The sequence below is a fragment of the Streptomyces sp. NPDC001493 genome (genome assembly GCF_053597235.1).
Window position 1 is genome coordinate 179,602 of sequence record NZ_JBSFHV010000010.1, and the last position, 14,827, is coordinate 194,428.

Below are 14,827 nucleotides of genomic sequence, written 5' to 3' on the forward strand. Positions count from 1 at the left end.
CCGTGTCCATGCCCCCCACCGGCCTCGGCCTCGTACCGGGTCCGTTAAAACTCCACCTCCGACGGGGCCGGTTCACCTTCGACACCGCCACGGCGATCCGCGCGACCGCCGGCACCGGGCCCGCCGCCCTGCTGCTGCGCACCCTGCTCGCCCCGGCGACCGGGCTGCCGCTGCCCCTCGCGGACGACGGCCGGGTGGTCCTCGCCCTCGATCCCGGTCTCACCGGCCTCGGGGAGCAGGGCTACGGGCTCACCGTCGGCGAGGACACCGTCCTGCTGCGGGCGGCCCGGCCGGAGGGTCTGCTGCACGGCGTCCAGACCCTCCGTCAGCTCCTGCCGCCCGCCGCACTCTCCGCCGAGCCGGTGCACGGCACGCCGTGGTCGATCCCCTGCCTGGAGACGACGGACGTGCCGCGTTACGCCTGGCGCGGGGCGATGCTCGACGTGGCGCGTCACTTCCAGCCCGTCTCGTTCCTGCGGCGCTTCACGGACCTGCTGGCCCTGCACAAGCTGAACGTGCTGCACCTGCACCTCACCGACGACCAGGGCTGGCGGATGCCGGTCGGCGCCTACCCCCGGCTCACCGAGGTGGGCGGGGTGCCGCACGGGGGCGCGTACACCCGCCGGGAGCTGACCGACCTGGTCGCGTACGCCGCCGACCGGGGGGTGACCGTCGTCCCCGAGATCGAGATGCCCGGCCACGTCCGCGCCGCCCTCGCCGCCTACCCGCACCTCGGCAACTTCCCCGACCGGCGGCTGGAGGTCTGGAACCGCCAAGGCGTGTGCGACACCGTCCTCGGGGTCCACGACGAGGCGCTCGACTTCTGCCGGACCGTGCTCGGCGAGGTCATGGAGGTCTTCCCCTCGCCGTACATCCACGTCGGCGGCGACGAGTGCCCGACCGACGAGTGGCACACCTCGCCCTCCGCGCTGCGGCGCGTCGCGGACGAGGGGCTGAGCGGTCCGAAGGCGCTCCGCGGCTGGCTGATGGGACAGGTCGGGACGTTCCTCGCCGAGCACGGCCGACAGCCGCTGGGGTGGACCGAAACCGGGGGCGACCTCCCGGACTCGTTCACCGTACTGGCCTGGCTGGACCAGGAGCACGGACTCGCGGCGGCGCGCAACGGCCATCAGGTCATCATGACCCCGCACCGCTCCACCTACCTCGACTACCCGCAGTCCACGCACCCCGAGGAGCCGCCGGGCCAGCCCGGCTTCTCGGTGGACCTGCCGACCGTCTACGCCACCGACCCCGCGCCCGCCCACTGGGACGCGGCGGACGCCGCCCACGTGCTGGGCACCCAGGCGCAGTTGTGGACCGAGTACGTGCCCACCGCGGCGCACGCCGAGTACCTCGTCTTCCCCCGGCTGTGCGCCCTGGCCGACACCGCCTGGTCCGGCGGCCACGACTGGGACGGATTCCGGACCCGGCTGGACCACCACAAGACCCGGCTCGACGCCCTCGGGGTGCCGAGCCGTCCCTCCACGCTCCACCATCCCGAGAGGACCCCCAGGTGACGAGCACCAGCACGAACAAGAGAGAGCACACCCCCCGCCCCGGCGTCTCCCGCGTCCGCGTCGCACTGGCCGCCGCCGCACTGGCCGGACTCGGCTGCGCCACCCTGGCGGCCGTGCCCGCCACCGCGGCCGGCGAGGCGCTGACGGTCCAGTACCGGCAGAGCTCCACCGGCTCCGACCAGGCGGAACCCTGGTTCAAGGCCGTCAACACCGGCAGCACGTCCGTCTCCCTCGCCCAGGTCAAGATCCGCTACTACTTCAAGGCCGACTCCGGAGCCTCGTACACCTACGCCTGTTCCTGGGCGGTCAAGGGGTGCGCCAACATCACGGGCACCTTCGGCACCCTCGCCAACCCCACCGCGACGGCCGACCGCTACCTGGAGATCGGCTTCACCGCCGGGGCCGGTTCACTCGCCCCGGGCGCGGACACCGGGGACATGCAGCTGCGGTTCTACCGCTCGAACTGGCAGCCGCTGAACCAGGCGGACGACTACTCCTTCGGCTCCGGGCAGACCTCGTACGCGAACTGGTCCAAGGTCACCGCGACGGTCGCCGGAACCCAGGTGTGGGGCACCGCGCCCACCGGCAACAACCCGACCGACCCCACCGGCCCGACGAACCCTCCGACCGACCCGCCCGCCGGCGGGACCAGGCTCTTCGACGACTTCAACTACACCTCGTACAGCGACCCGTCCATCGGCGCGCACGGCTGGAACGTGCGCTCCAACTCGGGCGGTCCCGGGGTGCCGGGCGCGAGCTGGCCCGCCGAGAACGTCACCTTCGCCAAGGAGGGGACCAACTCGATCATGAACCTGGAGACCTCCACCGCGGGGACTCCGGAGACCACGAAGCAGACCGAAGTCCTCACCAAGGCGACGAAGTTCCGCAACGGCACCTACGCGGCCCGGGTGCGGTTCGCCGACGCGCCGAAGTACGGCCCCGACGGGGACCACCTCGTGTCCACGTTCTTCACCATCAACGATCTCAAGGCCCCGATGGCCGACGACTACGCCGAGTACGACTTCGAGTACCTGCCCAACGGCGGCTGGGGCGAGCCCTCGAACATCCTCTACACCACGTCCTGGGAGACCTACCGGCCCGACCCGTGGGAGGCGGTCAACCAGCACTCCGAATCACGGATCAGCTACGCGGGCTGGCACGACCTCGTCCTCACCATCGACGACACCGCCATCGTCTACTACATCGACGGTGTCGAGTTCGGGCGCCACGACTCCCGCTACCTGCCGGAACGTCCCATGTCCATCAACTTCAACCAGTGGCTGATCGACCTCGCGGGCCAGACCAGCACCACCCCGCGCGCTTACGACCAGAAGGTCGACTGGATGCTGCACGTCAAGGACCAGGTGCTGACCCCGGCCCAGGTCACGGCGGCGGTCGCCGCCTACCGGGCGGCGGGTACGGCCTTCGAGGACACCGTTCCGGCCACCTGACCGCTCCCGCCCTCCCGGACCGGGGGACGGACGCCGCTCGCGCGGGCGTCCGTCCCCCGCGACGGGTACGCCGGACAGGGCCGGGGCGCGGGTCAGGCCGTACGGGAGAGTGCCAGCCGGATCAGGGCGGCGTTGTCCGCCACCGGGCCGCCGTCCGGGTCCACGAGGGTGTCCTCCAGACCGATACGGGTCTGCAGCCCCAGAGCGAGGGCCCTGTCGAGGACCGGCCAGGTGGAAACACCCTCCCCGTGCAGCAGGACCGGCGTCGTGCAATCCGCCCGCCGCAGCAGGTCCATGATCCGGTCGGCACGGATCAGCGCCTGCTCGGGCGGCAGGTCGATCAGCTCCACGAGCACCCGCGTGCAGGAGCCGGCGCGGGTGCCGCCCAGCAGGGCCAGGGCGTCGCGCTCCGACCAGACGCCCGCCTCGACGCCCACGCCCATCTCCGCCAGGATTTCGGCCAGTTCCTCGAACCCGGCCTCGCTGAGGTTGACGGAGGCGAAGTCGGGGCGGTCCTCCGCCGCGGCCCACTTCAGTACCGTCTCCCTGCGGACCGCGGCGTCGCCCCCGCACATCCACAGCCCCGTCGACACCCCGACCGGCAGCCCGGGACAGGCGCGCCGCACCGCGCGGACCGCCGGTTCCACCCAGAGGACGTCCAGGCTCTCGTCGCCTTCCCCGTCCCGGGGGTGCAGGTGCGCGCTGCCCGCACCGGCCGCCACCGCGGAGCGCGCCGCGGTGGCCAGCTGATCCGGCGTGAGCGGCACCGCACGGTGGTCCGTGGCGGTGCGCCGGCCGTTCAGACATGCCTGGATGGGTTCGACGTGGTGCCGCATCGGGTGTTCCGCCTCAGGGAATGTGGACGTTGTCGGACGACGGAGAAGCAGCCGGTTCGTGCCCGGCGGGCCGCTGCGCGATCCACCCATGGGCGACGGCTTCGACCCCGGCCTGGAAGCGGCTGTTGGCGCCCAGACGCCGCGTCAGGTTGCTGATGATGCGCCGGGTGGTGCGGACCGACAGGCCGACCTGCCGGGATATGGCTTCGTCCAGCTGACCGGCGGCCATCATACGGAGAATGGCCTGCTCGGTGCTGCTGAGCTGGTGCTCGTGTCGCGGGGCGTCCGGGGCGGTCTGCCCCCAGTAGAGGTCGAAGAGGTGGGCGAGGAGGTCGACCAGGGGAGGGTCGTGGACGACCACGGCCCCCCGTGCGGTGTCGTGCGCGTCCAGCGGGATGACGGCCGTCCTCCGGTCGTAGAGCACCAGGCGGGTGGGGAGCAGACAGGTCGTGCGGACCTCCGCCCCGGCGTCGCGCAGTTCGTTCAGGTACCGCTGGGTACCGGGGTGGGAACGCGCCGAGTCGAGGAACAGGCACCGCAGGGCGATGCCGCGGTCCAGTTGGGCCCTGTCCAGCGGAAGAGCCGCCTGGACGGCCCGCTCGCTCTGCGCACCGCCGGGGACCATGGAGTCCACCGAGGTGGTGCACAGGGCTGCGAGCTCGGTCAGGGCGGCTCGTACCGTCTCCAGGCCGTGCAGGGTCTCGACATGGGCGGCGCTGGAGCGCAGGCTGCGGGCCTCCAGGTACTCGGCCGTCAGCGCCGTCAGGTCCTCCCTGCGCCGGGCGAGCTCCATCCGGCGCTCTTCGACTTCCCTCTCCTCGTCGCCGAGTAAGGCGTCGGCCGCCGCGTGCGGGCTGACGGCCACCCAGGTCTCCTCGTCCACCCGTCTCAACAGCCGCAGATCCGCCAGGTGTTGTCTGCGGCGTCTCACCTCGGCGGGGTCCAGCCCCAGCCCGCGTGCCAGTTCCTCGTCGGTGTACCGGGGTTTCTGCAGTTCAGCCCGGTAGAGCTCGATGTCCAGCGGGTCATAGTCCGCACTCACGGGTTCACGCTCCCCTGTCCAGTAGTGGTCTGGCCACTTGCTGTCACACAGGGGTGCGCATGCCCGTGGCACCTCCGGATAACCGTCGGTTGGTCAGACACCGATCATCTGGAGGAAGTTGATGGCACGCATACGGACGACGGGTGGCGCGACGGTGGCCGGTACGGCCCCGTCAGCGGGCGCCGTGTTCGACGGTGTACCTGCGGCGGCGAGGGCGCACGCCGAGGACGAGGGCAACATCTGGGACCTCTTCCCGCGGGACGAGGGCTGAGGCGTGCGTACCGACATCGTCGTCCAGAACGTCGCCTCGTTCCGCATCGATCCCGCGGTGCTGGTGCGTCCGCACCGGCGCACGTGGCTGATCGCCAGTCCCGCGCAGCACCAGAAGCTGGTCAAGCGCCGTCGTGAGGACGCCTTCTCCCGCATCGCGGTGCTGGAGGAGTTCACCGCCGACGCGCTCACCGCGTGCGTCGAGTCCCTGCGGGAGACCCTGCCCGCCGCCGACCGGGACGACGTGGCGCTGCTCTGCCACGACGAGTACTCCCTGGGAGCGGTCGCCGAGGTGCGCCGGCGGCTGGGGCTGGCAGGGGACCTGCCGGACCAGTTGGCACCCTTCATCGACAAGATCGCCATGAAGAGGGCCCTGGAGGGGGCCGGGGTCCGCCTGCCGCGCCACCAGGAGTGGGACGCCCGGGCCTACGCCGCAGACGCCGGCCGCTACGTGGCCGGGCTGGAGGAGGCGCTGGGCTGGCCGATGTTCGTCAAACCGCTGGACGAGTCCGGCAGCGTGGGAGCCAGGCAGCTGGACGACGCCGGCGAGCTCCGCGACTGGGCGGCGACGGCCGGCGACCGCAGGTACGAGGTGGACGAGTTCCTCCGGGGCGTCCTCTACCACGTGGACACCGCCGTCAGCGGCGGAGCGGTCGTGCACGTGGAGGCCAACGCCTACCTCCACCCCTGCTACGACTACGTCCACGGGAAGGTGTGCGCGAGCCACACCCTCCCCGAGGACCACCCCGTCCGCGCGTCGCTCCTCGCGTTCAACCGCCGTGTTCTGGATGCCCTCCCGGACAAGCCGTCCCACGGCGTCTACCACCACGAGATCTACCGGCGCCCCGACGGCGAACTGGTGTTCCTGGAGATCGCCGCCCGGGCGCCGGCCGCCCTCGTGCCCTCCACGAGCCGCATCCGCCGGGGACTCGACATCGAGGAGGCGCACTTCCGCCTCCAGCGCGGCGAGGAGCTGCCCGGCAGCGAGGGCGTCGGGCCGCACGCCGCCTGGGTCTACTTCCCCAAGGTCGAGGGGCGGGTGCGCGAACTGCGCCGGGCCACGCTGCTCAGCGACCACCACTGGCAGTGGAACGTGGAGACCGGGCAGACAACCGAGGCGCCCGAGGACATCCGCGACTTCGCCGCCAGTGTGCTGCTGTGGAACGAGGACTTCGACGTCCTCCTCCAGGATCTGTCGACCCTGGATTCCCACACGGCCGTCGTGACCGACTGAGCCTCCCGGCGGCGCCGTCCCACGCCGTCGACTCCCCCGGCCGTGCCGGGGCGTCCGACCGCCCCGTGGCTCCCGTCCGACGTGCCACCCACCCCGTGTTCCCCCTGTTCCGCCTGTTCGGCCGGCGCCACGGCACCGGCATGCCCTGATGGAAGGACGTTCCATGCGACAGATCGACTACGACTTCGTCTTCACCGACGCCGAGCGCGACTCCCTGCGCGAGGTCCTCCTGGAGATCGCCACCAACCCCTACGGCGACTTCGACAGCTACATGGCCGACGTGTCCCGGCTCCGGGGCGACCAGCGGCTCGGCTCCCGCTTCACCGACTTCTGCGAGATGTCGATGCTCCGCGACTTCTCGAAGGCGCCGCTGGTGGTCATCGGCAACGCGCCCATCGACCTCGATCTGCCCCGGTTCGGCTCGGCGGACCCGGTGCACGAGAAGTACCGCCTGAAGAAGACCTTCGTCGCCGAGGGCTTCCTCGCGGCCTACGGGGTCCTGACCGGCACGGAGATCATCGGGCACCTCAGCGTCAACGAGGGCGACTTCTTCCACGACATCTATCCCAAGGAGTCGATGTTCGACTCGCAGTCGCAGAAGACGCTGGGGACTCTCAAGTTCCACCGGGACTTCGCCAACCACTTCGTGAGCCCCGACTTCGTCAACACGCTGACCCTGCGGGACACGCCCACGAACGAGGTGTACTCGACCTTCACCGTGACCGTCCACGCGCTGGACGAGCTCAGTGACGGCGACCGCGAGATCCTGGCCCAGCCCCGGTTCCACACCCCCTTCGACGACGTCTCCACCCGGCAGGGCGACGTACTGGGCGACCGCCGCGCCCAGAACCACGCCGTCATCAACACGGACGAGGGTGCCCGCGTCTTCGAGGACCGCACCCGTGGCCTGGACGATGAGGCGCAGGCGGTCCTGGACCGCTTCGTGGCCGCCCTGCACAGCCGCAAGCAGATGCGGGTGTCCAGGCCCGGCGACTCGGTCACCTTCTCCAACCGGGACGTCATCCACGGCCGGGAGGTGAACGCCATCCACGACCTCGACGGCCTCAAGCAGCGCTGGCTCATGAAGACGCACAACGTCTACACCCGCAAGGCGTTCGAGGAGTTCTTCCTCGGCGACCGCTACGGCGTGGTCAACGGCTGATTCCCATGATCATCGTTACGGGTGCCGGCCAAGGCATCGGGGCCGCGATCGCCCGCCGTGCCGCGGCGCTGGACCGACCGGTGTGCGTCAACTACCGGTCCAGCGCCGCGGGCGCCGAACAGGTCGTCCGCGACCTCAGGGAGGCGGGCGTCGAAGCGCTGGCCGTGGAAGCCGACGTCACCGAGGAGGACGAGGTCGAACGGCTCTTCGCCACCGCCGTGGAGAAGCTCGGCCCGCTCACCGCCGTCGTCAACAACGCCGGCGTCACCGGCGGTCTGGGCCGGGTCGTCGACCTGGACATCCGGCAACTGGACGTCGCCTACCGGGCCGTCCTGCGCAGCGTCGTGCTGTGCACCCGCGAGGGTCTGCGGTACATGTCCCGCGGTCGTGGCGGCCAGGGAGGCTGCGTCCTCAACATCTCGTCCACGGGCGCCCGCACCGGTGGCGGCCACGAGTGGGTGCACTACGCCGCTCTCAAGGCCGCCGTCAACACCCACACGTGGGGTACCGCCCAGGAGGTGGCCGCGGAGGGCGTCCGCGTCAACGCGGTCGCCCCCGGCCTGATCGAAACCGGCCTCCACCTGGCCAACGGTGTCCCCGACCGCCCCGAGCGCCTGCGGACGTCCGTGCCCATGGGCCGTATCGGCACCCCCGAGGAAGTCGCCGAAGCCGCCGTCTTCCTGCTCTCCCCGAGCGCCTCGTACATCACCGGTTCCGTCCTGGAGGTGGGCGGCGGCCGCTGAGCCCCGCCCCACGCCCGATCGTCCCGTCCACGGAGGAAGTCCTTTCATGCCTGAAGCGACATCGCACATGCTCGAACCGCACAGCGCCCTCTACCTCGACACCCGGCCCCACGTGATCACCGAGGGATCCGGCATCGAAGTACGCGACGAGGACGGGCAGTCGTTCATCGACGGCGTGGCCGGCCTGTGGAGCGTCACCCTCGGCTACAGCGAGCCGCGCCTGGTGGAGGCGGCCACCCGGCAGATGAACAAACTCCCCTTCTACGGTTCGTTCAACCACCGCACCAACGACGTGGCGCTCGCGCTGGCCTCCGACATCGTGGACATCGCGCCCATCCCCATGGGCAAGGTGTTCTTCGGCAACTCCGGTTCGGACGCCAACGACAGCGCGATGAAGTTCGCCCGCTACTACCACTGGTCCCAGGGCCGGCCGGAACGCCGCAAGATCATCTCGCACAGCTGCGGCTACCACGGCACGACTCTCGCCGCCGGTTCGGCCACCGGACTCCCGCACATCCACCACGGCTTCGGTCTGGACACGGGCGACTTCCTCTCGGCCCACTGCCCCAACCCCCTGCACCCCTCCTCGCGGGGCCTGACCGAGGCCGAGCAGGTCGACTGGCTGATGGAGGACCTGGAGAACCTCATCGAGGAAGCAGGCCCGGAGACGGTGGCGGCCTTCATCTCCGAACCCATTCTCGGAGCGGGCGGCCTGATCATCCCGCCGGCCGGGTACTTCGCACGCCTCCAGGAGGTCCTGGACCGGTACGGCATCCTGTTCATCGCGGACGAGGTCATCACCGGCTACGGCCGCACCGGATCGATGTTCGCCAGCACGGAGTTCGGCCTGACCCCGGACATCATCACCACCGCCAAGGGGCTGTCCTCCTCCTATCTGCCGATCTCCGCCACGCTCGTCGGTGAACGCGTCAGTGCCGCCCTCGCCGAAGGCAGCAGGCAGATCGGCACCTTCGGCCACGGCTTCACCTACTCCGGCCATCCCGTCCCGGCCGCCGTCGCCCGCGAAACGCTCGCCATCCTGCGCGAACGCGACATCCCGGGCCACGTGCGGGAGGTCGCCCCGCGCCTCGCCCGCGGACTGGACAAGTTCCGCGGCGACGCGGCGGTCCGCGACGTACGGGGTCACGGACTGCTGGGCGGCGTCGAGTTCGACCCGGCCGCCGTCGGACAGGTGCCCGGGCAGTTCGGCCAGGCCGTCCTCCGGGCGGCGAAGGAGCGCGGGCTCCTCCTGCGCGCCATGGGGGACACCGTGGTCTTCGCGCCCCCACTGATCATCACCGGTGAGCAGATCGACGACCTGATGGAGCGCTTCACCGCCGCGTACCACGACGTAGTCGACTCCCCCCGCCTGCAGCAGGCGGCCTGACACCGAGGAGCGCCCGATGGCCATCGGCATCGTCGCCACCGGCTCGTACCTGCCCGACCACATCGTCACCAACGACGACCTCGCCCGGACCGTGGACACCTCGGACACCTGGATCACCTCCAGGACGGGCATCCGCGAGCGCCGCAGGGCGCACGAGGACCAGAGCACCTCCGACCTCGGCCGGCTGGCCGCCCTGGCCGCACTGCGGGACCACGACATGGCGGCGGAGCAGCTGGACGCCCTGGTCGTGGCCACGAGTTCGCCGGACCAGATCCAGCCCTCCACCGCCTGCAACCTGCACGCCGGAATGGGCCTGCACCAGATACCCGCGTTCGACGTCGGGGCCGTGTGCAGCGGCTTCGTCTACGCCACCGCCGCGGCTGCGGGACTGATGAACACCTTCTCCCAGTACAACCACGTGATGGTCGTCGGGTGCGAGGCGTACAGCCGCGTACTGGACTACGAGGACCGCGGCACCTGCGTCTTCTTCGGGGACGGGGCCGGGGCGGCCGTCCTCGGGAGGGTCCCCGACGGATACGGCATCCTCGGCTGCGACCTGATCGCCGACAGCACCCGGCTCGACGTGGTCGGCATCCCGGCCGGCGGCACACGCGAACCGGCCGACGAGCGCACCGTCGCGGAACGGCGCCACTTCTTCCGCATGGACGGCCGCCAGGTGTGGGACTTCGCCACCCAGGCCGTTCCGCAGGTGGTCAAGGGGGCCCTCGCGGCCGCCGGGCTCGACGTCGACGACGTCGACCTCCTCATCACCCACCAGGCCAACGCCCGCCTCATCGAGGAGTGCGCCGACCGCTGCGGTGTGCCGCTGGACCGGGTCCCGATGACGGTGGACCGCTACGGCAACACGGCCGCCGCCTCCGTACCCATCACCCTGGACGAGGCCGCGGCGGCCGGAAGGCTGCACCGCGGCGACGTCGTCGTCCTGGCCGCCGTCGGCGGCGGGATGACCGCGGGCGCCCTCGTCATGCGCTGGTACTGACCCCCTCGCCCCCTCGCCCCCTCACCCCCTCACCCTGGAGACCACCTCACATGACCGCCCCCGCCATGGCCCACGCAGGCCTGGTCACCCCGCAGCACGACGCACCCGTCCCCACTGCCCTCCCGCACGACGACTCGTTCGCCGAATTCGCCCGGACCCACGTCGCCCGCAGGGCCGACGCCGCCTACGAGGCCGAGATCCTGGACCGCCTGTCCTGGCAGCGCCTGGCCGACCTCGGCCTGTGGCGCATAGGCGTCCCCGAGCGGCTGGGCGGCATCGGAGGGACCTGGGCGGACCTGGCCGAGCACGTCGCCGACATCGCCCGCACGGGCGAGGACCTGGGCTTCGTGCTCTCCCTCATCGCGCACGCCGGGCTCGTACGAGCCCTGGTGGAGCACGGCAGCGACTTCCACCACCGTTCGGTGCTCCCGCAGTTGATGAAGGGGGCCGTCGGAGCGACCGCCCTGACCGAACCCCACGGCGGCTCCGACGTCGCCCGCACCCGCACCGTCGCCACCCGCACCGCCGACGGCTGGACGCTGAACGGCAAGAAGGACCACATCACCAACGCGCCCGTCGCCGACCGGGCCCTCATCCTCGGCCGCGTCCCCGACCTCGGCCGCCGCGACATCACCCTGTTCCTGGTCAACCTCCACAGCCCCGGGGTCCGGCGCGGACCCGCGGAGGAACTCCTCGGTCTGCGGTCCAGCCCCACCGGCGCCATCGAACTCCACGACGTGGCCCTGCCCGAGCCCGCGGTACTCGGCGTACCCGGCGAAGGTCTGCGGACCCTCTACGACATCATCGGCTTCGACCGCGCCCTCTACGGCCTGGTCATCGCGGCCTTCCTCGAACCGCAGCTCGACGAGGCTGTCGACTTCGCCCGCCGGCGTGAGGCGTTCGGCACGCCGATCCTCGACCATCAGTACGTCCAGGGGCGCATCACCGACGTCAGGATCACCATCGAGATCGCCAGGGCCACCGCCCGCGCCGGCATCGACGCTCTGGTGGTCGGCGACCCCCAGGCCTCCCTGCGGTGCTCCGTCGCCAAGCTCGTGGGATCGGAGGGTCTGGTCGAGGCGGCCCAGAACCTGATGCGTCTGCAAGGGCACGCGGGGTACATGCGTGGTGCCCGGACGCGCGTCGTCCAGGACGCGCTCGGCACGCTCATCGCCGGGGGCACCAGCGAGATGCAGCGCAAGAACATCCTCAACCAGATGCTGGCGAACCACCCGGGATGACCCCGGCGCCCCGCTCCCCGGTCCCCGCTCCCCGTGGACGCTTCTTCTCCGAGTGAGGAAGACATGACCGCAACCCCGACGGCGCCCGCCGCCCCGTCCGTGCCCCGACTCGGCCGGCCCTTCCTCTGGTTGTGGAACGCCTGCGCGGGGTCGAACCTGGCGGACGGCGTCTACCAGGTGGCGCTGCCGGTCACCGCCGTCCATCTGGGCGGCGGTGCCGGGGGCGTGGCCGTGGTGGCCGTGATGGCGCGCCTGCCCTGGCTGTTGTTCGCCCTCTTCTCCGGAGTCCTCGTCGACCGCTTCGACGAGCGGCGGCTGATGCGGATCGTCAACTCGGCGCGCGTCGTGGTCCTCGGCGCCACCGCGCTGGCTCTGCTGCTGGACCGGGCGGACATCGCTCTGCTCGCGGCGGCGGCCTTCCTCCTCGGCATCGGTGAGACCGTCTTCGACACCGCCTTCCACACCACCACCCCCAGCCTCGTGCCGCCCTCGCTGCTGGAACGCGCCAACTCCCGTCTCCAGGCGGCGGAGATCACCACCAACCAGATGGCCGGCCCCTCCGTCGGCGGCTTCCTGCTGGGCCTGTCCGCGAGCCTCGCCTTCGGGACCACGGCCGCCCTCTACCTCGCCACCGTCCTCCTCCTCATGGCCCTGCCGGCCGCGCCGGGCCGATCGGGACAGGAGGGGCCGGCCGCCGCACCCGCAGGAGGCGGCGTCCTCGCCGACATCCGGACCGGGCTGCGGTTCCTCTTCGGCGACACCACCCTGACCGTCTACGCCGTGGGCGTGGGCGCCCTGAACATCGCGTGGGCCGCCGTGTACGCCGCGCTCCCTCTCCTGGCTCTGCCGCCCGGTCCGCTGGGCCTCGGCAGCACCGCCTACGGGTCCCTCCTGATGGTGGCCGGCGTCGGCGGTCTCGTCGTGGGGCTCCTGGCTCCGCTCGCCACCTCCCGGCTCGGAAACGGCATCTGCATGGCTCTGGGCCTGGCGGGGATGGGGGTCGGCTTCGCCCTGCCGGGGATCCGCCCCACCCCGCTCGTCCTCGGCCTCGGCCTCGGCTGCACGGGGCTGCTCATCCTCGTCAACGTGATCACGGTGTCCTACCGCCAACGCGCCGTTCCCCACGAGCTCCTCGGCCGGGTCACCTCCGCGTACCGGCTGATCGCCTTCGGCTGCCTCCCCCTGGGATCCGCACTCGCCGGAGTCGTCGGCTCCCACTACGGGCCCCGGGCCGTCCTCGTCCTCGCCGGCTGCATCGTGCTCGCGGCCGCCGTCCCCATGACCCTGTCCGCACGCTCCTCCGCACCCCCCGCCCCGGAGACCCCGTGACCCTCACCCGAGAACCCGACGTCCGCAACGGCACCCACATCACCCCCGGACCGACGGCCCGCACGCTCGACCACCCGCTCGTGCGCGACTGCCCGCATCTCTACTGCAGCCCGCCGTGGCTCCTTGTCGAGGACGGGGCCCACCCCGGTCCGGCATTCCACACCTGGGTCCACGGCGAGGACTTCGCCGCGTACGCCCCTTCCTACGGTTTCGACGCCACGAGCAACCCGTGGCCCTTCGCCCGGCCCGACCTGTTCCTGGCGGACGGCGCCGAGGCGGAGGACCCCGGCCCGCTGCTGCCCGCGTTCACCATCGGCGGCCGGCGCCCCGGGCACAGCACGTTCCGCACGGCCGGCCCCGCCTGGAAGCGCCCGCAGGCCCTGACCCGGCTCCTGGGCGCCGCGGCCGAGCACGCGGCGGAGCGTGGCGCCTCCTGCCTCGCCGCCCTCTACTGCTCGCCCGAGGACGCCGACCTCCGGGCGGCGTTCCTGGCCCACGGCGGTGTCCGGTTCCCCTCCCACGGAACCAACGTGCTCGGCCTGCCCGGTGACGGCTTCGAGGACTGGATGGCGTCACTGCCACGCAAGCAGCGGGCGAAGGAGAAGGCGGACCTGCGCAAACTCCGTGAGGCCGGGGTCGAGTTCGAGGTGTCCCCCCTCCGCGAGACCGACCTCGAATGGATCGTCCCCCTGGAACTGGGCCTGTACGACAAGCACGGCCACGTGTACGCCGTCGAGGAGGCCGCCGGCCTGCACCGTGCCTACCTCGACCACCTCGGCGACGACGCCCTGCTCGTCAGGGCCCGTCGCGACGGCACGTACGTGGGCTTCACCTCCCTGGTGCGCCGCGGCACGCAGGCATACGTCCGCCAGGCCGGCTTCGACCCCGAAGGCTGTGCCGACGCCCCGGTGTACTTCGGCGCGGCCCTGCACGAGCCCATCCGGTGGGCCTGTGCGCACGGTGTACGCCGCCTCGACCTCTCGATCACCGCGGACGCCACCAAACAGCGTCGCGGTGCACGGACCCAGCCGCGCGAAGCCTGGTTCGTCCCGCTCGACGACGCCGCAGGACAGCACCTGAACGACCTCCGGGAACGACGTGACCGGAGCCCGCTCACCCCTCCCACACCCAAGGACCCCACATGACCGCGCCTTCCGCACCCGAACCCGTCCTCTCCGGCATCGACTCCCTCGTGGGGTCGAGCGCGGAGCTCGTCCACCGGGTCACCGTCCGGGACGCCGCCACCAACTGGGGCAACGACCTGCCGGTGCTCGCCACCCCGGTCCTGCTGTGGCTCAGCGAGATCGCCGCGATGAAGGTGGTCGAAACCGCCGTCCCCGAGGGGGACATGACGGTCGGGCTGGCCCACGACTCGGCGCACCTCGCGCCGACGCCCGTCGGCGACGACGTCACCGTCCGCGCCACCCTGACCCGGGCGGACAGCCGCAAGCTCACCTTCGACGTGGAGGCCCGCGACTCCCACGGATCCGTCCTGCGCGGGCGCCACACCCGGGCCCTGATCGACCGGGCACGGTTCACCGACAGGCTCAGCCGGCGCACGGCCTGAACGAGTGCTCCGACCGGCCCGGGGCATCCGGTTGCCCCGGGCCGGCCG

At 71.7% G+C, this 14,827-nt stretch carries 14 protein-coding genes; 12 read left to right on the forward strand and 2 right to left on the reverse strand.

Features of this window, described 5'->3' with window-relative positions:
• Positions 1-8 precede the first annotated feature (8 nt).
• On the forward strand, positions 9-1,517 hold the full coding sequence (locus tag ACWCWD_RS16760) for a beta-N-acetylhexosaminidase (RefSeq protein ID WP_450773629.1): 1,509 nt from the start codon (positions 9-11) through the stop codon (positions 1,515-1,517).
• Positions 1,514-2,968, forward strand: coding sequence for a cellulose binding domain-containing protein (locus ACWCWD_RS16765; protein ID WP_450773551.1), 1,455 nt, complete (start codon positions 1,514-1,516; stop codon positions 2,966-2,968). Before ACWCWD_RS16760 ends, ACWCWD_RS16765 begins: the two co-directional genes overlap by 4 nt.
• Positions 2,969-3,060: 92 nt before the next feature.
• On the opposite strand, the gene ACWCWD_RS16770 is transcribed toward ACWCWD_RS16765, so the two are convergent.
• The gene (locus tag ACWCWD_RS16770) at positions 3,061-3,804 is read right to left on the reverse strand and encodes a 3-keto-5-aminohexanoate cleavage protein (RefSeq protein WP_450773552.1); all 744 of its coding nucleotides are present in this window, start codon (positions 3,802-3,804) and stop codon (positions 3,061-3,063) included.
• 13 nt (positions 3,805-3,817) lie between these two features.
• Positions 3,818-4,846, reverse strand: a complete 1,029-nt coding sequence (locus tag ACWCWD_RS16775; protein ID WP_450773553.1) for a LuxR C-terminal-related transcriptional regulator — start codon at positions 4,844-4,846, stop codon at positions 3,818-3,820.
• Positions 4,847-4,967: 121 nt separating this feature from the next.
• Here ACWCWD_RS16775 and ACWCWD_RS16780 point away from each other — a divergent pair, with 121 nt between their 5' ends.
• From ACWCWD_RS16780 to ACWCWD_RS16825, 10 genes are all read left to right on the forward strand, one after another.
• Positions 4,968-5,117 (forward strand): hypothetical protein, encoded by a 150-nt coding sequence (locus tag ACWCWD_RS16780; protein WP_450773554.1) that lies wholly within the window; start codon positions 4,968-4,970, stop codon positions 5,115-5,117.
• A 3-nt stretch (positions 5,118-5,120) separates the two neighbouring features.
• On the forward strand, positions 5,121-6,350 hold the full coding sequence (locus ACWCWD_RS16785; protein WP_450773555.1) for an ATP-grasp domain-containing protein: 1,230 nt from the start codon (positions 5,121-5,123) through the stop codon (positions 6,348-6,350).
• Between the two features lie 163 nt (positions 6,351-6,513).
• Positions 6,514-7,512 (forward strand): hypothetical protein, encoded by a 999-nt coding sequence (locus tag ACWCWD_RS16790; protein WP_450773556.1) that lies wholly within the window; start codon positions 6,514-6,516, stop codon positions 7,510-7,512.
• Between the two features lie 5 nt (positions 7,513-7,517).
• Positions 7,518-8,255 carry an SDR family oxidoreductase gene (locus ACWCWD_RS16795; protein WP_450773557.1) on the forward strand — a complete coding sequence of 246 codons (738 nt, stop codon included), beginning with the start codon at positions 7,518-7,520 and terminating at the stop codon, positions 8,253-8,255.
• Positions 8,256-8,301: 46 nt separating this feature from the next.
• On the forward strand, positions 8,302-9,642 hold the full coding sequence (locus ACWCWD_RS16800) for an aminotransferase (RefSeq protein WP_450773558.1): 1,341 nt from the start codon (positions 8,302-8,304) through the stop codon (positions 9,640-9,642).
• A gap of 16 nt (positions 9,643-9,658) precedes the next feature.
• Positions 9,659-10,642 (forward strand): 3-oxoacyl-ACP synthase III family protein, encoded by a 984-nt coding sequence (locus ACWCWD_RS16805; RefSeq protein ID WP_450773559.1) that lies wholly within the window; start codon positions 9,659-9,661, stop codon positions 10,640-10,642.
• A 50-nt stretch (positions 10,643-10,692) separates the two neighbouring features.
• Positions 10,693-11,883, forward strand: a complete 1,191-nt coding sequence (locus ACWCWD_RS16810) for an acyl-CoA dehydrogenase family protein (protein ID WP_450773560.1) — start codon at positions 10,693-10,695, stop codon at positions 11,881-11,883.
• Between the two features lie 63 nt (positions 11,884-11,946).
• Positions 11,947-13,212: an MFS transporter gene (locus ACWCWD_RS16815; protein WP_450773561.1), complete on the forward strand. Its 1,266-nt coding sequence runs from the start codon at positions 11,947-11,949 to the stop codon at positions 13,210-13,212.
• Positions 13,209-14,357 carry a GNAT family N-acetyltransferase gene (locus ACWCWD_RS16820; RefSeq protein WP_450773562.1) on the forward strand — a complete coding sequence of 383 codons (1,149 nt, stop codon included), beginning with the start codon at positions 13,209-13,211 and terminating at the stop codon, positions 14,355-14,357. Before ACWCWD_RS16815 ends, ACWCWD_RS16820 begins: the two co-directional genes overlap by 4 nt.
• Positions 14,354-14,779 carry a thioesterase family protein gene (locus tag ACWCWD_RS16825; RefSeq protein ID WP_450773563.1) on the forward strand — a complete coding sequence of 142 codons (426 nt, stop codon included), beginning with the start codon at positions 14,354-14,356 and terminating at the stop codon, positions 14,777-14,779. The genes ACWCWD_RS16820 and ACWCWD_RS16825 overlap by 4 nt, the downstream gene beginning before the upstream one ends.
• Positions 14,780-14,827: the final 48 nt, after the last annotated feature.